At 60.9% G+C, this 17831-nt stretch carries 15 protein-coding genes; 8 read left to right on the forward strand and 7 right to left on the reverse strand.

The annotated features are described in order from the left end of the window. From VGL22_RS04710 to VGL22_RS04745, 8 genes are all read left to right on the forward strand, one after another. The coding region (locus tag VGL22_RS04710; RefSeq protein ID WP_465265736.1) for a response regulator at positions 1 to 413 on the forward strand (413 nt) is incomplete at its 5' end. Between the two features lie 113 nt (positions 414 to 526). Then, complete coding sequence (locus VGL22_RS04715; RefSeq protein ID WP_465265737.1) at positions 527 to 1420, forward strand: STAS domain-containing protein; 894 nt, start codon at positions 527 to 529, stop codon at positions 1418 to 1420. After that, a complete protein-coding gene (locus tag VGL22_RS04720; protein ID WP_465265738.1) occupies positions 1421 to 1816 on the forward strand; it encodes an STAS domain-containing protein in 396 nt (131 codons plus the stop codon). Next, entirely contained in the window at positions 1797 to 2201 is a 405-nt protein-coding gene (locus VGL22_RS04725) for an anti-sigma regulatory factor (RefSeq protein ID WP_465265739.1), read from the forward strand. The genes VGL22_RS04720 and VGL22_RS04725 overlap by 20 nt, the downstream gene beginning before the upstream one ends. Further along, entirely contained in the window at positions 2192 to 3184 is a 993-nt protein-coding gene (locus tag VGL22_RS04730; protein WP_465265740.1) for a SpoIIE family protein phosphatase, read from the forward strand. Before VGL22_RS04725 ends, VGL22_RS04730 begins: the two co-directional genes overlap by 10 nt. 4 nt (positions 3185 to 3188) lie before the next feature. Then, positions 3189 to 5342, forward strand: coding sequence for an ATP-binding protein (locus tag VGL22_RS04735; protein ID WP_465265741.1), 2154 nt, complete (start codon positions 3189 to 3191; stop codon positions 5340 to 5342). Beyond that, positions 5335 to 6792 (forward strand): ATP-binding response regulator, encoded by a 1458-nt coding sequence (locus tag VGL22_RS04740; RefSeq protein WP_465265742.1) that lies wholly within the window; start codon positions 5335 to 5337, stop codon positions 6790 to 6792. Before VGL22_RS04735 ends, VGL22_RS04740 begins: the two co-directional genes overlap by 8 nt. Positions 6793 to 6942: 150 nt before the next feature. After that, on the forward strand, positions 6943 to 7179 hold the full coding sequence (locus VGL22_RS04745) for a hypothetical protein (protein ID WP_465265743.1): 237 nt from the start codon (positions 6943 to 6945) through the stop codon (positions 7177 to 7179). A 15-nt stretch (positions 7180 to 7194) separates the two neighbouring features. Here VGL22_RS04745 and VGL22_RS04750 read toward each other — a convergent pair whose 3' ends face one another. From VGL22_RS04750 to VGL22_RS04780, 7 genes are all read right to left on the reverse strand, one after another. Next, on the reverse strand, positions 7195 to 7884 hold the full coding sequence (locus tag VGL22_RS04750; protein ID WP_465265744.1) for a response regulator transcription factor: 690 nt from the start codon (positions 7882 to 7884) through the stop codon (positions 7195 to 7197). A gap of 13 nt (positions 7885 to 7897) precedes the next feature. Next, positions 7898 to 9409, reverse strand: a complete 1512-nt coding sequence (locus VGL22_RS04755) for a sensor histidine kinase (RefSeq protein ID WP_465265745.1) — start codon at positions 9407 to 9409, stop codon at positions 7898 to 7900. Continuing rightward, a complete protein-coding gene (locus VGL22_RS04760; protein ID WP_465265746.1) occupies positions 9410 to 9949 on the reverse strand; it encodes a type 2 periplasmic-binding domain-containing protein in 540 nt (179 codons plus the stop codon). Between the two features lie 14 nt (positions 9950 to 9963). Next, positions 9964 to 11349 carry a hypothetical protein gene (locus VGL22_RS04765; RefSeq protein ID WP_465265747.1) on the reverse strand — a complete coding sequence of 462 codons (1386 nt, stop codon included), beginning with the start codon at positions 11347 to 11349 and terminating at the stop codon, positions 9964 to 9966. Between the two features lie 396 nt (positions 11350 to 11745). Further along, the gene (locus VGL22_RS04770; RefSeq protein WP_465265748.1) at positions 11746 to 13140 is read right to left on the reverse strand and encodes a TolC family protein; all 1395 of its coding nucleotides are present in this window, start codon (positions 13138 to 13140) and stop codon (positions 11746 to 11748) included. After that, a complete protein-coding gene (locus VGL22_RS04775; RefSeq protein WP_465265749.1) occupies positions 13137 to 16364 on the reverse strand; it encodes an efflux RND transporter permease subunit in 3228 nt (1075 codons plus the stop codon). The genes VGL22_RS04770 and VGL22_RS04775 overlap by 4 nt, the downstream gene beginning before the upstream one ends. Beyond that, positions 16364 to 17788 (reverse strand): efflux RND transporter periplasmic adaptor subunit, encoded by a 1425-nt coding sequence (locus tag VGL22_RS04780; RefSeq protein WP_465265750.1) that lies wholly within the window; start codon positions 17786 to 17788, stop codon positions 16364 to 16366. Before VGL22_RS04780 ends, VGL22_RS04775 begins: the two co-directional genes overlap by 1 nt. Between the last annotated feature and the right edge of the window lie 43 nt (positions 17789 to 17831).

Genomic DNA, 17831 nt, shown 5'->3' on the forward strand with positions numbered 1-17831 from the left:
TCGAACCCTACCTACGCCGGTCTGGAGGAGATTCCGTGAAACGCCTACTGCTTGTGGACGATGAGTCCAAGGACTTGATTACCGCAATGAATGTGGCACGGTCGCTCGGAATTGAGGACATCCAGACGAGGAATTCGGTTCAGGCCGCAAGAGCTTATCTTGAGAGAGGCCTGAAGGGCGAGGCGCCGCTTCCGGAGGCGATCGTTCTGGATCTGGATTTCGGCATGGAGAGCGGGTTTGAGCTCCTCCGGTTCTGGCATTCGACGCCGGAGCTTGCGAGTATCCCGGTCATCGTCTGGTCGGTTGTGGAAGAGCATCGGACGATATGCGATCTGTTCAAGATCAAGCACTTTGTCTCGAAGTGGCAGGGCGTGGAAGCATTTCGCGAAACCCTGGCCCAGCTAGTATCCTGAGACGCGCTGCAGGGTTCGGCCTCTATCTCGCTTGCGGACGATTCTGTGTCGGCCATTGAACTTACACAAGCAGGTTTCTGCATCCCCATCTACAAACGAGTAAGGAGACATTGATGAACGATCTCGCTGAGGTCATTTCTCAGAACGCGGAGTCGATTCGAGCAGACTGGATCGCCAACATGGCGGGCACCGTTCAGCGGGCGGATCTGATGAGCAAAGCGGAGCTCGAGGAGCAGTCCCGGTCGATACTGGACGCCATAGCGAGGGGCATTCGCACCAGTGGTCCGAGCAGGATTGAGGACAGCGGGTGGGACGCGGCGCGGGACCTGCTTCGGGAGATTTCTGCGTCGCGTGCGCGGCAGGGTTTTTCGCCGTCGGAAGTAGCCATGTTTGTGCTGTCACTCAAGCAGCCGCTGTTTAGCAGCGTCCGGGCCAAGTTTTCAGCGGACACGAACCGGGCGTTTGAGGCGGTGTTTGCGGCAACGGAACTGCTGGACCGTTTGGCGCTGTTCACGGCCGAGACGTTCATGTCGACGCGCGAAGAGCTGATTAACCGTCAGCAGCAGGAGCTGCTGGAGTTGTCGACTCCGGTGGTGAAGCTGTGGGACGGTATTTTGGCGCTGCCGATTATCGGGACGCTGGACAGCTCGCGGACGCAGGTGGTGATGGAGAGCCTGCTGCAGACGGTGGTGGCGACCAATTCGAAGTTCGCGATTATCGACATCACGGGTGTGCCGACGGTGGACACGCTGGTAGCGCAGCATCTATTGAAAACGATCACGGCGGCGCGCCTGATGGGAGCGGAGTGCATTATCAGCGGCGTGCGTCCGCAGATTGCGCAGACGATTGTGCACCTGGGAATCAACCTCGAGGACGTGGTGACGAAGGCGAAGTTGTCGGATGCGTTTGGGCTGGCGCTGCAACGCAGCGGGCGAGCCGTGGTGAGGGTGAGCGGGGCGGCAGCGGCGAATCCGCTGGCAACGATTCTGAGAGGGCGGGAGGACTAAATGGAACGGATTCCTGTACTCCGGATGGGGCCACTGTTGCTGATCACCATCCAAGTGGACATGCATGACCGGCTGGCGCTGCAGTTGCAAGATGACGTGGCGCAGCGCATTTCGGATTTCGGATCGACCGGCGTGCTGATTGACATTTCGTCGCTGGAGATTGTGGACTCATTTATCGGCAGGATGCTGGCGAATATCGCCGCCATGTCGCGGGTGCTGGGCGCGGAGACGGTGGTGGTAGGGATGCAGCCCGCGGTGGCGATCACGCTGGTAGAACTGGGCATGTCTCTGCCAGGCGTGCGCACCGCGTTGAGTGTGGAAGCGGGGATGGAACTGCTGATGAGCGCGGTTTCACAGTCCCCTGGCGAGGCTGCCGATGAACGTTCTCAAGCGTGATATGCAGCTGCTGAAGAACTCCAACGACGTGGTTCTGGCGCGGCAGAAGGTGCGCCAGTGGGCAACGGAGTTGAAGTTCAGCCTGGTGGATCAGACCAAACTGGTGACGGCCGCCAGTGAGCTGGCGCGCAACGCGCTGGATCACGGCAAGGGCGGAGAGATGACTATGGAGTTGCTGGTAAACGGCTCCAAGTCAGGTCTGCGCCTGATTTTCGAAGACCAAGGGCCGGGGATTGCGGACATACAACAGGCCTTGAAGGACGGTTTCACCACGGGGAACGGGATGGGTCTGGGGCTGGGCGGAAGCAAACGCCTGGTGAACGAATTCAGCATCGAATCAGAAGTAGGAAAAGGGACAAAGATTACGGTGATTCGATGGAAGTAGCTCTGACGGAGTTCGTGTGTGTGACGGACGCCAGTTCGGTGGGCGAGGTGAGGCGCGCCGCGATGACGCTGGGACATCGGCTGGGCATGGATCAGACACGCTCAGGAGAGCTGTCGTTGCTGGCGACCGAGGTGTCACGCAACGTGCTGGTGCACGGAGGCGGAGGCCAGGTGATTTTGTCCGGGGTGAGGGACGGCGACGGTCCTCTGGCGCGCATTCTGGCGATGGACCAGGGGCCCGGCATTGCAGATGTGACACGTGCCATGAGCGACGGCTACTCGACTGCCGGCACCATGGGTGCAGGCTTGGGGGCCATGAAGCGTATGGCCACGGAGTTCGAGATCTTCACCGGGAACAAGGGCACTATTGTCATGGTGGGAGTTGGCAGGGCGGAGCCGGAGAGCGACCTGAAGATCGCGGGCATGGCGGTTCCGTATCCGGGGGAGCGGGTGTGCGGCGACGGCTGGTTTTGCCATCGCGAAAAGGACCGAACGGTGGTGCTGCTGACCGACGGGCTTGGCCATGGCTGGGGAGCGGCGGAAGCTGCGCAGGAGTCGATTGCGACGTTCCAGAAGAACGTTCATCTGCCGCCGGCGGCTCTGCTGGGAGCGATTCACGATGCGCTGCGCAAGACGCGAGGAGCGGTGGGGGCGGTGGTGGAGATCCGGCCCAAAGAGCGTCGGCTGACGTATTCGGGAGTGGGAAACATTTCGGCCGTGCTGGTCAACGGGGAGGCCTCGAAGAACATGGTGTCGCACAACGGAACGCTCGGGGCTACGGTGTCGCGGATGCAGGAATTCCAATTCGAATGGATGCCGGGGGCGATGGTGGTTTTGCATTCGGATGGCGTGCAGACGCGCTGGGATCTGGGGTCGTATGCGGGATTGGTGGCCAGGCACCCGGCGGTCATCGGCGGGGCGCTGCTGCGCGATTTCAGGCGGCAGCGTGATGATGCAAGCGTGATTGTGATCAAGGCGGCGTAAGGCGATGCCGGTCTCTCTCCACCAACTGATCCTGCGGACGGAACGCGATGTGGTGCTTGCGCGGCAGCGCGCGCGCGAACTGGCGGCTGCTTTTGGTCTGGATAATCAGGACCAGATCCGTCTGGCGACAGCGACATCAGAGATGGCGCGCAATGCTTTCCGTTACGCGAAGAACGGAAAGGTCAGCTTCCTGGTTCATACGGAAGAGCCGAAGCGTCTGGAAGTGGTGGTGACGGACATCGGCTCGGGGATAGCGAACCTGGACGAGATCTTCGCGGGCCGTTATCGATCCGAGACCGGACTGGGGATGGGGATCATCGGCACCAAGCGGCTGATGGACGAGTTTGAAATCGAGTCCACCGGGCAAGGCACGACGGTGCGAATGTCGAAGCATGCCCTCAGACGCGGAAACGACTGGACGCCGCGCCTGGTTGCCGATGTGCAGCGCGATCTACAGGCGCGGGCGCCGGACAGTCCGTACGCAGAGATCGAGGCGCAGAACCAGGAACTGCTGAAGACGCTGCAGGAGCTGCGCTCAAGGCAGGAAGAACTGGAGCTGTTGAATCGCGAGCTGGAAGACACCAATCGCGGAGTGGTCGCGCTGTATGCGGAGCTGGACGAGCGGGCGGATTATCTGCGCCGGGCCTCGGAGCTGAAGACCAAGTTTTTATCGAACGTTTCGCATGAGTTCCGCACGCCGCTGAATTCGATTGTCTCCCTGGCGCGAATGTTGATGGACCGCATTGACGGGGAACTGACGCCGGAACAGTTGAAGCAGGTGAGATATATCGAATCGTCTGCGCGCGACCTGCAGGAGATGGTCAATGATCTTCTCGATCTGGCGAAGGTGGAAGCCGGCAAGGTGCGCATGCGGGCCAAGCGGTTCGATGTGCATGAGCTGTTCAGCGCGCTGAAAGGCATGTTGAAGCCGCTGCTTGCGGATAACACTTCAGTGGACCTGGTTTTTGACGATTCGCGCGAGTTGTCTTCATTGCATACGGATGAGGGCAAGGTCTCGCAGATTCTGCGCAACCTGATTTCGAATGCGCTGAAGTTTACTCCGTCGGGATCAGTGACGGTATCGGCGAAGGAACTGCAGGACGGCCGGATTCAATTTGCGGTGGCGGATACCGGGATCGGTATTCCGAAGGAGCACCACGAGAACATTTTCAAGGAGTTCTCGCAGGTGGAGAACCCGTTGCAGGAGCGGCACCGCGGAACGGGGCTGGGGCTGCCATTGTGTCGCAATCTGGCGGTGCTGCTGGGCGGTCACATCGATCTCGATAGCGAGCCGGGGCGCGGCTCGACGTTCTGTCTTACGATTCCGGCTACGTATGTGGGGGAAGCGCTTGAGGCGGGAGATCTGGCGGCACTGCCTGCGCCGGAGTTTCATCGCACGCCGGTTCTGTATCTCGAAGACAGCGAAGAGGCGGCGATGGTGTTCGAGTCGGCGCTGCGCAATACCGAGTTTCAGGCAATTCTGGCGCGAACCATTTCTCAGGCGGACGCGTGGACAGTTCGCCATACGCCGGCTGCCGTGGTGGTGGATGTTTACGTTGGGGACGAACTTGCATGGGACTTTCTGGATCGGCTGCGAGAAGACCACGCGCATGTTCCTATTCTTGTGACCAGCGGCAGCGATGAAGGCGAGTTTGCGGCAGCGCACGGTGCGGCGGTGTTTCTGCCGAAGCCGCTGGATCGCGAGGTGCTGCTGGGCGAACTGCGCAGGCTGACGCTGGCAGGCGGCACGCGGAAGCTGCTGCTGGTGGATGACAACGAGGTATCGCGCTACATTTTGCGCGAACTGCTGTGCCAGCCGTGGCTGCAGATACAGGAGGCTTCAAACGGCAGAGAAGCGCTGGCGTGCCTGGAGGAAGGGCTGCCCGACGCGATGATTCTCGATCTGCTGATGCCGGATCTGAGCGGGTTCGATATTCTGCGTGAGCTGCGTGGGAGGGCGGAGACTGCCGACCTGCCTGTACTGATTTATACATCGAAGCCGCTGACAGACACGGAGAGAGCGCAGCTGGAAGCATGGAAGGCCGCGACCGTTCGGAAGGAGGACGTATCCACGCGGCTCTCCGCACAGCCATTCCTGGAATGGATCAGGTCCAACGGGCTCGCACCCGAATCGTCTGCGCGGGAACGACATGCCTGACTTGCAAAAACCCCGAATTCTGATTGCCGATGATCGCGAAGAGAACCGTTACGTATTAGGGCGGGTGCTGAGCGGAGCGGGATACGAGTGCATGGAGGCCGGTACCGGCGCGAGGGCGCTGGAGTTGGCGGAGACGCAACCGGACCTGATTATTCTCGATGTGCGGCTGCCGGATGTATCCGGGTATGAAGTGTGCAGCAGAATCAAGCAGAATCCGCGGACGGGTTCGATTCCGATTCTGCAGATTTCGGCTTCGTTCATTTCGCCGGACGACCGGGTGCGCGCGCTGGACGCCGGCGCAGACGGATACCTCACGCATCCCATCGATCGAATGGTGCTGGTGGCGACGGTGCGGGCGTTGCTTCGGTTGCGGGTTGCCGAAGCGACGGCGCGCGACACTGCCAAGCAGTGGGAGACCACCTTCAATTCACTCTCAGAAGGGCTGGCGATTCTGGATGCGGAGAACAGGCTGATTCGCTGGAACAGCGCCTTCGCAGAGATCTGCGGCCATGGTTTTCGGCCGGAAGCGGGGAAGGATCCGCTGGCGTACTTTGCCGCGGTTGCCGGGAAAGACAAGCTCGTGAGTGGGCAGGAGCGTTACAGCGGCGAGATCGCGATGTCAAATCGCAGCGTGCAGCTTTCGGTGGGCGCGATTGGGCATGAAGGGGAGGGGCCGGAGAAGATTCTGATCGTCTCGGACATTACGGATCGCAAGCTGGCTGACTATGCGATGCGCACGGCGGAGAAGCTGGCTGCTACCGGGAAGCTTGCGAACGCCATTGCGCACGAGATCAACAATCCGCTGGAGGCAGTCACAAATTTAATTTTTCTTGCGCAGGCGTCTAACAGCGTCAACGCCATCCACGATCATCTGGCGACAGCAGCGACGGAGCTGGATCGGATTGCGCGGATCACGCGGCAGACACTGGCGTTCCATCGCGACACACAGAGTCCGGTGGCCGTCGACGTGTGCAAGCTGCTGCGCGATGTTGTAGCGCTCTACGAGTCGTCGGCTGCGGGGAAGCGGGTGAAGTTGATGATCGATGCGCGCCCGTCGCCGCCCGTGCATGGGTTTCCGGGGCAGCTCGCACAGGTGTTTGGCAACCTGGTGCGCAATGCGACCGAAGCGGCGCCGGCCGGTTCGGAGGTTGTGGTACGGGTGCGCGCAATTCATCGCAATGGCGGAGTGGGGACGCGCGTGATGATCCACGATCGCGGTCCGGGCATACCGGAAGTGGTGAAGGAACGGATCTTCGATCCGTTTTTCACGACCAAGGAACTGAAGGGGTCGGGGCTGGGGCTCTGGGTTTCACGGCGGTTGATCGCGCGGCATCACGGGAACATTCGATTCCGATCGTCAGAACAGGCGGGCCGCAGCGGCGCGACGTTCGAGGTGTATCTTCCCAGCGGCAAGATGCCGCTTGAGCCGGGCGGGCGAGACGACGGGTAGATCAAGGTTGATCCTCTGCATGAGCTCTTGATCCGTCACAGTGTTGATTACCGCGCCGCGCGTGTTCCGCGTTACCACAGAGCCGTGCACCTTACAAGTTTTTACACTCGGCGTGTGTCAGTGTGTGCCAATGTGTTAATTGAAATCTCCATGAAGCAGTTGGCGGATCGCGCTTACGGGCAGAACGGGGAGAGGAAGGAAAGTATGGACTCAAAAGAAGTGTACGGACAAGGTTTGCACTTGATCTCATCGGAGCCAGGCACGGCTGAGCTTTCCGACCCGAAGAACGTGCTCGAGGAAGTGTTCGAATTGCTGGAGGAGTTCAGCCCTGCATGGTACTCGGAAGAACTGCACAAGCGAGCGATGGCCGCGCTGAAGGCTCATTAGACTAGATTCCGGTGATCACGCGTTGTAGGGCTGAGCCGCACTATCTTGAGGATTCAACGCCAACTTATATCCAGCGCCTGGAACCGTCAGAATCAACTCCGGAGCTTTCGGAGTTTCCTCGAGCTTTTGGCGAAGGCTGGCGACGTGCACATCGACGGTGCGAGTGAGGGTGTCAATCTTCTGCCCCCATACCTGCGATAGCAGGTCTTCGCGCGAGATTGTTTTGCCGCGGTGCTCGGCGAGGTAGCAGAGGAGCTGGTACTCCTTCACCGTCAGGTTTACTTTCTCGCCGTTGCGCGTCACCCGGCTTCTGCTGGTGTCAAGGATGTTCGTTCCTATGAGATGGATGTGTGGCGGAGTATGCCCGGCGTTTCCAATGCGCTGCGGAGGGCGTCGCAACTGCGCTTCAACCCGCGCCATCAGTTCCAGAGCGTCAAAGGGTTTGCACATGTAATCGTCAGCACCGACTTTCAGGCCAGCGATCTTGTCCGATATCTGACTTCGGGCGGTGAGGATGATGATGGGGACCGAAATTCCTGAGCGGCGAATTTCGGCGCAGACCTCGAGGCCATTGCGAAAGGGCAGCATGATGTCGACGATCGCCAGGTCGAACGTGGTGGAGGTCAGCTTATCAATGGCTTCGATCCCATCGCTGGCGATCTCCACAACATAGCCCTGGCTCTGGAGACGGTCACCGAGAGCCATGCACAGCTCTTTCTCATCCTCCACGAGAAGAATCCTTCTTCCCACGCGGCACCTCCGTCTGATCCTCTATTATCTCTTCGTCTTGTTCGTCGTCGCGTTCCGCAGCAAAGTTGAGATGCAGAGTGAAGGCGCTGCCACGGCCCGGCTCGCTCCTGGCCGAGAGCTTGCCACCCATGGATTCGGCCATTCTTCGCGCCAGGGACAGGCCGAGCCCAGTACCGTGAATCTGTGCTGCCTGTACGCGTGGACTGCGGTAAAACGGCTCGAAGATTTTCGGCATGTCCGAGGGGTCGATGCCCGTGCCCCGGTCGACGACGGTGATTTGCAGTTCCGAAGCCGACTTGCCCGGGCTGGCGGCAGCCGCCGCGCGAAGCTCTATGTCGCGCGACGCACCGCTGTATTTCATCGCGTTGTCGATGAGGCTGTTCAGGCACTGCGCAATCGCCACGCGATTGCCGAGTACAGGCGGGAGCCCGGGTTCAATGTTTTCTGTCATGGAGAAGCCGGCATCCCGGATGCGTGACTCGAGGGTGCCAACGATTTCCGCGAGGACGGCGGACACGTTCAATGGTTCCAGCGTCTGATGCAGACGGCGGTCCTCAGTGGAGGCGAACATGAGAATGCGGTCGACCAATTCGGTCATGTTCCGGCTCTGTCTGCGGACGATACCGCCATAGCGAACCACCGCATCAGGGATGGTGACTATGCCATCGGCAAGATTATCCGCGGCGATGTTGAGCACCGCGAGCGGGGTGCGCAGCTCGTGGGACATGGAGGCCACAAACTCCATCTGCAACCTCGTGAGCTGGATTGCATTCAGCGCTCTGCTGCGTTGAATGATGATCACGGAGAACGAAGCGACCAGAAACGTGGAGCCGAGGATGCCGATGAGCTTGATGGAGGACCATCGGGAGGACTCAGCGAGATTAGCCTGCCTTCGAGAGGCGTCCTGATCGTAGAGACGCTGCACTTCAAGCAAGTCCTGGCGCACGCGTTCAAAGGCAGGCACACCGTTGGAGAGATCCATGCGCACGGCTTCGGGAATGCTTCCTTCGAGGATCAGCGCCAGGACTTCGTCGCGGACATTCAGGTAGCGGGTCCATTCCTCCTCCAGCCGGGTTCCAAGCTGCTGTTCGTATTGGGTACTGGCGCGTTCACGAAACTCCTTGATGCCGTTCTTCACCTCCTGATCCGCGTCGCGCGACTGGTCAGCATATTTCACCTGGAGATTACTGTCGGCGGTGGTCAAGGCGTACAACGTGCATCGCCGTGTTTCCTGCGCCTCATACTGCACTTCCCCAATGCGTCTGAGACCGTGGACTGAGCGGGTGTACATCTGGCGGGCTTCCGAGTTTGCTGCCCGCATGTCGCGGAGCACCAGGATGCCGATGATAGCGACGCCGGAGCAAAGCGAGAAGATGAGCACGAACTTGTTTTGGCGGGAGACGGCATTCAGGAGCCTGGTGACCGGGCCGATCGCGTGGGGGCGCTCTGATTGCTCCGATCTGCTGCTCAAGGTACGCATCTAGTTTCCCGCCTGGATGGGCGCTCTGAGCTTGTATTCCTTGTCTCCGGGCCGGTGCTCATCGATGCGCAACGCCTTCACCGAGGAATCCACTTCGCTGAGCCGCAGGTAGCCGATGGCTCCGGGCACGTTGAAGATGAATCGACGCACCCCGGTATCGGAGGCAAGAATTTTGGGCGAGATCAGAATCTCGCCGTTGTACAGCCCCCTGACGAAGTGAGTCCTGAACTGCTGTTCGGTCATTCCGCATACGTCGCGGAGGATGACGGAGCGTTCGGGGGCGTCGATGTCGCGCATGACCAGGGTGACACGGCGTCCGGTGGACCAATGACCGCGCGAGCCCAGGAAGATGGCTCGCAGTTCGGGCATCGACAGCTCATCAACGGGGTTCGACCGATTCACGACGATCGCGAGCGGCTCAGTGCCGAAGGTCTGATCGGCCGATGCGGGGGCGCTGGCGGGATGCGGCATGCCGGCCGGCTGAATCGCAGGCCAAAGCACGCATGCCAGCAGAACCAGCCATTTGGCCACGCGTCTCATGGATACCAATCTCATCAGAAGGTAAATCCGACCTGGCCTGTAAAGGTGTGTACCGACGGCTGGTCACGCAACATGTTGTAGTTGTACTGGAATTTGAGGGCCACGGATTCATTTGCATCGAATCGCACGCCAGCGAGGGGTCCGTGCCTCAGGCCCACATCGGGGAAAACGGGCTCGTTTCGAGGTGCATTGAGATACTCGTAACGGAAGTAGGGGCGGTATTGTCCATACTGGCGCGAGAACTGGGTGTAAAAGCCGGGAGTATGGAAGACCGTGGAGCTACCGTGCGGGGCGTGCCGGTCCAGCACCGCTTCAGTCAAGAATTCGTACTTGGGACGAATCAGCACAGCGTGAGCAGCCACGATGGTCTCGCCGATTTTGGGAGCACCGGTGGGCACAAGCACATCCCGATAAACGGAGACGCCGGTCTGAAAGCCGTGTAAGGACTCCGGACGGGCAAACACGGCGAGGTTGAAGGCTTTGTGATCCTGATCGGCAATGACGTTCTCCACGGGATCATTGACGAAGGGGTTTCGCGATTCGCGGCCATTGCCGATTTCTGCGACGTAGTGCAGGCCGAGCTGTCCCGAGGGCAATGATCCGCTGGCCGAGGCGCCCACTATGTGAACAGGGAGGATGCCGCCGCTGTCTTCAAACTCGAACAGGTACGGGCGGTCGGCTGTGGTCTGCATCCATGTGCTGTGGTGATAAGCGTTGTTGTAGTAGCCGATGGCGGTGTGGCCGCGGCCGAGAGACAGCCTGAAGTAGTTGTTGAGCGAGTATTGCAGCAGATATCGCTCCACATCTACGGCGAAGTCGTTCACCGAGCCGGTGGGTTTGCCGTAGATGTTGTCCTGGCTGCCTTCAAACACAATTTCACTCAGGAATCGAAATTTCTCCGACACGTCAGAAGTGACGAACAGATCCAGTTGTCCGAGGGTAAAGGCTGTCGCACTGTTCTTCTGTGTGTCTCCTTGAAGAGAAACATCTCCGAACCCACGGATACGCAGTAAAGTTTTGCTTACATCCATTTGCTCGTCCATGACTGTGGGTTCCGCCTGGGGCTGCTCGGCTTCCTGCTGCGGTTCAGGCTGGGAGTGATGGTTGAGGCCGGAGCTCGCGGGGGCAAGGGGGGGCACGGCGGATGCGATGGAGTGGCTCTGAACCGCGGGGGCGGCGGCGGGACTGCAGACGGCTGTCTCCGGCGTATGCGCGGCCTCGAGCTGATGAACGCGGGCTTCGAGCTGCGTGACGCGGTCGACCAGGGCCTGCAGTGTCGCCTGGTCAACGGGCTGTTTTTCACCCGCCTGGGCGCGGCACGCGAGAGAACCGGCAATCAAGAAAGCTGATAACAGTGCAAACCTGGGTGTGAAGCCAGGCCAGAGTAGATGCTGACGCATATCAGCGCTCCTTTTTAGGTTCCTGGCGCAACGCGGGGGCGTTGGTCAAGAGAGGGCGGTTGAGCACAGTAATCCGGGTGCACGTTTCCAGTCGGGCCGAAACGGGGGGGGAATACGGCGCGAACGGTGCACTATAGACCGGTTTCACAGTTCCTGTATCCTTGCCGGCTTGAGTTTAAGGTGGCGTTTTCTCGAGGAAAACGCCACTGGGCCGTTGTGGCTTCGAGGACATAGCAACTGGGAACCCGGTGTAATTGCGCGAGCTTTTTGTTTTGTCTACACCCTTGGAAAAGCGTTGTCAACGAGCTTCGGCAAGTTCGACCTGAATGTCTGCATCCAGGCAAAAAAGCGCCTCCGCCGGTGGGTGGGCGGAGGCGCTTTGGCAGGCGTTGCTTGTTATTGCCCGGTCTGGAATCGTAACTCAGCCAATGCGGTCTGGTAGGTATATCGGGCATTGGCATAGCCGATTTCGGCCTGAGTCTGGGCGAGCTGGGCCTGGGTGAGGTCAGCGATGCCGCTGAGGCCGACCTGGTAGCGAGCCTGCGCGAGTTCGAGGGCATTGTTCGCCTGATCGAGGAGCTGCTGGGACACGCCGATGCGCTGGAAGGCGATCTGTGCGTTGAGGACGTCGCGGCGCACGTCGCGGGCGACGATGTCCTGCAGATTGCGAACGCGCTCCGAGGCCGCCTGAGCGCGCAGGTCGGCCTCTTTGGCGCGGGCGGAGTATGCGAACCCGTTGAACAGGGGAATGGAGATGTTGGCTCCGGCTGCGCCGTACCAGGAGGATTGAATCTGATCGGCGCGAACCGGAGTGCCGCCGGCGGCGGCGAGCGCGGAAATGGTGGGCCGGGTGAGATCGTGCTCGGCGGAGGCGAACTGCCTGGCGCCGAGGGCCTGATCATGCAGCGCGGCAAGGTCAGGGCGTGCGCGGAGAGCGAGCCGCACCAGTTCTTCCGTATTGGCGGGGGCGGCCTGGGGCGAGTGAGGAGTTTCGTCGACCAGATCGTACTGCTGGTAAGCATCCGAGCCGAGGATGGCGTTGAGCTCAGCCATGCCGGCTTGCGCGGAGTTTTGCGCGTCGAGAACGAGGAGCCGGGCCTGGGAGACCTGCACGTTGGCGAGGCTGAGGTCGAGAGTGGAGCGGAGGCTCTGCTTTGTGAGCGCGCCGATCTGTTCGCCGGTGGCCTGGCGAGTTTTGACGGTCTGCTGCGCCACCTTGAGGATCTGCTGTGCGGTGAGCGCCTGGTAGAAAGCCTGATCGACGGCGAGGGTGATGTCGGCGAGGGTGGCGCGCTCGTTTTCAAGCTGGGCTTTGGAATTGGACTGGGAGTTTTTGATGAGGTTGTGGGTGCGGCCGAAGTCGGTAATGAGCTGGCGCACGGTGAGTCCGGCGGCTGCGCGGTCATAGACGACGGGATTGTTGAGCGCGCCGGCGGTGAGGCGGGAATTGTCATGAGCGGCGACGGCGGTGATGTCGGCGTCAGCCAGGGGCAATTCGCTGGCGCGAGTCTCGCGCGTGACCTGCGCGGACGCGAGCTGAAGCAGGTGCGCGATGGAGACGTTGGGGTTGTGGGCGAGGGCGATCTTTTCGGCCTCGGCGAGTGTGAGCCTGGGACCGTTGGGTGATGGTGTGGGGGCGGCCGGCGCATTGGGTTGCGAGCCGGCGGGGGGAGGGGTGGTCTGCGCGAGCAGCCTGGGCGGCGGCGCGTCGGGCAGCGGCTTTGGGGGCTGCTGCGCGACGCAGGTGGTGGACATCATGGCGATGGAAAGCAGAAGGGAAGTCTTGCTCACGCGAGTTCTCCTTCCGCGGTGGGCTGGTGGGGTTGGCGCCGGCCGTGAACGGCGAGATAGACAGCGGGCACCAGGAACATGGTGACGACGACCGAGAGGGCCAGCCCGCCGATGATGGCGCGGGCCAGGGGCGCGTACTGCTCGCTGCCGGCTTCAAGGCCGAGGGCCATGGGGATCATGCCCAGGAGAGTTGCGAGGGAAGTCATGAGGATTGGCCGCAGGCGGACTTTGCAGGACTGCACCGTGGCCTGCAGGAGCAGAAGGCCCTGCTTGTGGAGGACGTTGGAGAACTCGACGATGAGGATGGAGTTGGAAACCACGATGCCGGTCATCATGATCACGCCCATGAGCGACATGATGTTGAGCGTGCTTCCGGTGAGGAGAAGCAGAAGCACGACGCCGACGAGACCCGGCGGGATGGCCATAAGAATGATCAAGGGATCGAGGAAGGAGGTGAACTGTGCCATGAGAATCAGGTAGACGAGCAGGATGGCGATGATGAGGCCGAGGCCGAAGTCAGTGAACGACTCGTTCATGCTGACGACGGCGCCGCGCACCGAGAGCACGGTGTTCTTGTCGTGGTGAGTTTGCGCGAGGAGTTTGCCGATCTGCTTGCCGATGCTCTGCAGGGCCTCGCCCCTGGGCGAAACGTACACATCGATCACGCGGCGGATCTGGTTGTGATCGACCTCAGTGGGCGTGTTGATCTGGTGGATTTGAGCAACAGAGCCGAGCGTGATGACGCCACCGGAAGAGCCTTCAAGAGAAGCGGGTACGATGCCGGACTGGCGGGCGGGCTGCAGTGGTGAGAAGCCGGGGGGACGCTTGCCATGGAGCGGAATGTTTTCGAGATCCTGCATGGACATGTGATTGATCCAGTGGTTGGCGTACTGGACGGTGACGAGATAGTTGTTGCCGCTGTGGGGATCGATCCAGTAGCTGGGAGCGACCATGCCGCTGGAGGTGAGGGCCGTGATGACGTCGTCGATGACGTCCTTGGTGCTGAGGCCGACGAGGCTGGCGCGTTCGCGATCGATATCCAGCTCGAGGCCGGGATAATCCAGGCTTTGCGGGATGTAGACATTGCGCACGCTGGGCATGGAACGGATTTTGGCTGCGAGCTGGCTGGCCAGTTGGTAGGAGTTATCCATGTTTTGCGACTTGATCTGGATGTCGATGGGAGCGGGCAGGCCCTGGTTGATGACGGCGTCGACGAGGCCGCCGGCCTGGTAGTAGGCAGAGAGCTCAGGCATCTGCTGCGACAGCTTTCGTTGCACGCGCCGCATGTATTCGTAGCTGCCGATGTGGTGACCTTCTTTAAGGCTGGTCTGCACGAAGGCGGTGTCCATGCTGGCATTGCTGGTGTAGATGGCGGAGAGGTCAGGGTAGACGCCGATGTTGGAGACGACCATGTCCATGTCGGCGGGGTTGACGGTTTCGCGAATGACCTGCTCGACTTTGGCAACGTAGTCGTTGCTGACTTCAAGCCGGGTGCCGGAAGGCATGCGCAGGTTGATGATGAACTGGCCGGGATCTGTGCGCGGGAAGTAAGCGCGCCCGAGGAATGGGAAGCTGACGATGAGCGCCAATGCGACCGCGCCAAGGATTACGGCAGCGGTGAACGCGGGCCGCTTCATGGCGCGGTACGCGCGAACTTCGTACCAGTCGAGGAGCGCCTGGAACTTAGTATTGAACCAGCGATCGAAGCGCGAGAAGAGGCCGGTCTTCTTGTTCTTGTGGTCACCCTCTTCGTCGTGCACGTTGATGAACCTGGCGCAGTAGAGCGGCACCACGGTCATGGCGAAGAAGTAGGACGCGAAGATGGAGAGCACGACGCCCAGCGCGAGCGGAGTGAAGATGTATTTGCTGACGCCGTGGAAGAAGGTAACGGGGAAGAAGACGATGGAGGTGGTGAAGGTGGCGGCGAGCACCGCCATTGAGACCTCCTGGCCGCCCTTCTCCGCGGCGACGTAGGCGCGCTCGCCCTCCTCCATGTGGCGGAAGATGTTTTCAAGCACGATGACGCCGTTGTCGATGAGGCGCGAGAAGACCAGTGCGAGGCCGCCCAGGATCATTGTGTTGATGGAACCCCCCATGTAGTTGTCGATGGTGAGGCAGACGATCATGGAGAGCGGGACGGCGAGCAGAACAGCGACGGTGGCGCGTGGGCTGCCGAGGAAGATGAGGATCATCATGCCGGTGAGCACGAGGCCGATGGCGGCCTCACGCACGACATTGCTGATGGCGAGTTTGACGAAGACGGACTGATCGAAGACGACGTCGGTCTTGAGCGATTCGGGGATGTCGACCAGCTTTTTTACGGCGACCTTGATGCCGTTGACGATGGTAATGGTGTTGGAATTGCCGCCCTGCTTGAAGATGGGGACATAGACGGAGCGCTGCCCGTCGATGCGCACGATGTTGTACTGCATGGCGCCGGAGTCGACCGCTTTGCCGATGTCGCCCACAAGGACCGAGGAATTGCCGACGGACTTGAGCGGCATGGAGTTCATCGACTTGGCGTCAGGGAACTGGGAGTTGGCGTAGATGTTGAAGTCGCGTGAGCCGATGCGCACGTCGCCGGCCGGCAGGATGAGATTGGAGCTGTTGACCGACTGCACGACGTCGTTGAGCGAGAGACTATGCGCTTCAAGCTTGAGCGGATCGACGTAGATCTGGATCTGGCGGTAAGTGCCGCCGTAGGGCTGCGGAACGGACGCACCCTGCACACTGGAGATCTGGTTGCGCACCTGGAACTGTGCGAGGTCCTTCAGGCGGGTTTCATCGAGGCCCTGGCCTCTGAGCGTGACCAGGCAGACGGGTTGCGTGGAAGCGTCCATGCCGAGCACGACGGGGGGCAGCGTGCCGGGAGGCAGGCGGCGCAGGTCGGCCATGGCGAGGTTGGCGATGTTGCTGACGGCGACATTGGGATCAGTGCCGGGCTTGAAGTAAATCTTGATGAGGCTGACGCCAGTGAGCGAGCGCGATTCGCTGTGATCGACATTGGCTGCGAGGGTGAAGAAGCGCTCGAAGGTGTTGGTGATGTCGGACTCGATCTGTTGCGGCGGCATGCCGTTGTAGAAGGTAGCGACAACAACGACCGGCATGTCGATTTGGGGGAACAGGTCAACAGGCATGCTGGCCACGGTGAATGTGCCTACAAGGGCGACGACCAGGCATAGCATGAGGATGAAGAACGGATATTTGAGGGCGAACTTCGGCATTAGCGGGCACCTCCGCCTGCGTGTTGCGCGCGAGGCTGGTGGGCGTCGGGCTGATTGACGCCGGACTGTTGTGCGTTGCGCTGCTGCACTCCAGCGCTTCCGGCGCGACGCTCCTCAGGCGCTTGTGCGGACGGTTGATTGTCGAGTTGCTCGTCGGCATTGAGGTCGATGGTGCCCCCGGTTTCCTGTTGTGTTTCCGACGAAGGCTCCTCGGCAACCACGGGGTTGACAGCTTCGCCCTCCTGATAGTGGTCCTGTCCGCCCAGGATGACGCGCTCTCCGGGCTGGAGGCCGCTCTTGATTTCGGCCAGCTTGTTTCCTTCAATGCCGGCTTGCACGGAACGGATGTGCACGTGGTTGGAGTCATCGAGCACATAGACAGCGCGGCCATTGCCTTTGATGACCAGCGCTTCCACGGGGACGGTGACGATCTGGTCGACACTGGCGAGACGGAGCATGGCATTGGCATACATGCCGGGAGCGATCGCCAGATCCTTATTGTCAACGTCGATCTCTGTTTCCATGGTGCGAGTATCGGGGCTGACTTCACGGGTGAAGCGCACCACTTTGCCCGTCAGTGAGCGGTTCACCGCGTCCACGCGCACGGTGATGACATCGCCCTGATGGACGTAGCGCACGTCGGCTTCGGGAATGGGAAGCCGGAGGCGCAGGAGCGAACTCTGCGAGAGACGCACGATGGGGAGGTCCTGCGTGTTGGAGTTGCTGCCGCCCTGGATGAGGGCGCCGGTATCCGCGTAACGCCAGACCACGACGCCGGAGATAGGCGCGATCACGTTGGTGTAGTTGTGGAGAGCCTCGACGCGCGAGCTCTCAGCCTGGGCGGCGCCAAGGTGCTGTTTGGCGGCGGCCAGAGCGGCTTTGGCGGAATCTACCTGTGCTTCAGAGGAAAGGTCGCCGGCGCGGGCGTTGTCGAGCTCCTGCTGGGCGATCATTCCGGGGTGGCCCTGGGCGGCCTGCTGCAGGCGTCCGAACTGACCGTGTATGGCCTGGTGCTGCGCCTCGGCACGACTGATCTCGTGCTGCGCACGCGTGATCTCCTCGCGGCTCTGATCCACCTGAAAGACAGTCTGCTGGAGCTGCGCTTTCAGTTCAGGGACTTCAAGGGTGGCGAGGGTCTGGCCTTCTTTGACGATGTCGCCAATATCCACGCGGATGGTGCGCATGTAGCCTGAGACCTTGGGGTGCACATCCACCGCCTGGTAGGGCTGAAACTGACCCGCGAGGGTCAACACGTGGCTGATGCTTCCGCGCTGGGCGGCGGCCACCCGGGCTGTGGGAAGTGTGGCTGCGCGAGCATCGTCACGATCAGCCTGCGATTGGCAGGCGGTAAGGCTCAAGGCAGCAAAAAGGGTAGCGCATCCGGCAGTGATTCCGGTTGCCAGTCTTGCAGATGGGGAATGCATTCGAGGACTCGCTCCTGTTGTGGCTTCGGGGAAGAAGAGGAAC

This window comes from Occallatibacter sp., from assembly GCF_036502485.1.
Classification (GTDB): domain Bacteria; phylum Acidobacteriota; class Terriglobia; order Terriglobales; family Acidobacteriaceae; genus Telmatobacter.

What these genes read in the sequence shown, in the direction of transcription:
- VGL22_RS04740 (WP_465265742.1), top strand. Translation starts at nt 5,335, where the DNA reads ATGCCTGACTTGCAAAAACCCCGAATTCTGATTGCCGATGATCGCGAA.
- VGL22_RS04765 (WP_465265747.1), bottom strand. Translation starts at nt 11,349, where the DNA reads ATGCGTCAGCATCTACTCTGGCCTGGCTTCACACCCAGGTTTGCACTG.
- VGL22_RS04730 (WP_465265740.1), top strand. Translation starts at nt 2,192, where the DNA reads ATGGAAGTAGCTCTGACGGAGTTCGTGTGTGTGACGGACGCCAGTTCG.
- VGL22_RS04735 (WP_465265741.1), top strand. Translation starts at nt 3,189, where the DNA reads ATGCCGGTCTCTCTCCACCAACTGATCCTGCGGACGGAACGCGATGTG.
- VGL22_RS04775 (WP_465265749.1), bottom strand. Translation starts at nt 16,364, where the DNA reads ATGCCGAAGTTCGCCCTCAAATATCCGTTCTTCATCCTCATGCTATGC.
- VGL22_RS04780 (WP_465265750.1), bottom strand. Translation starts at nt 17,788, where the DNA reads ATGCATTCCCCATCTGCAAGACTGGCAACCGGAATCACTGCCGGATGC.
- VGL22_RS04720 (WP_465265738.1), top strand. Translation starts at nt 1,421, where the DNA reads ATGGAACGGATTCCTGTACTCCGGATGGGGCCACTGTTGCTGATCACC.
- VGL22_RS04755 (WP_465265745.1), bottom strand. Translation starts at nt 9,409, where the DNA reads ATGCGTACCTTGAGCAGCAGATCGGAGCAATCAGAGCGCCCCCACGCG.
- VGL22_RS04725 (WP_465265739.1), top strand. Translation starts at nt 1,797, where the DNA reads ATGAACGTTCTCAAGCGTGATATGCAGCTGCTGAAGAACTCCAACGAC.
- VGL22_RS04745 (WP_465265743.1), top strand. Translation starts at nt 6,943, where the DNA reads ATGAAGCAGTTGGCGGATCGCGCTTACGGGCAGAACGGGGAGAGGAAG.
- VGL22_RS04760 (WP_465265746.1), bottom strand. Translation starts at nt 9,949, where the DNA reads ATGAGACGCGTGGCCAAATGGCTGGTTCTGCTGGCATGCGTGCTTTGG.
- VGL22_RS04715 (WP_465265737.1), top strand. Translation starts at nt 527, where the DNA reads ATGAACGATCTCGCTGAGGTCATTTCTCAGAACGCGGAGTCGATTCGA.
- VGL22_RS04750 (WP_465265744.1), bottom strand. Translation starts at nt 7,884, where the DNA reads ATGGCTCTCGGTGACCGTCTCCAGAGCCAGGGCTATGTTGTGGAGATC.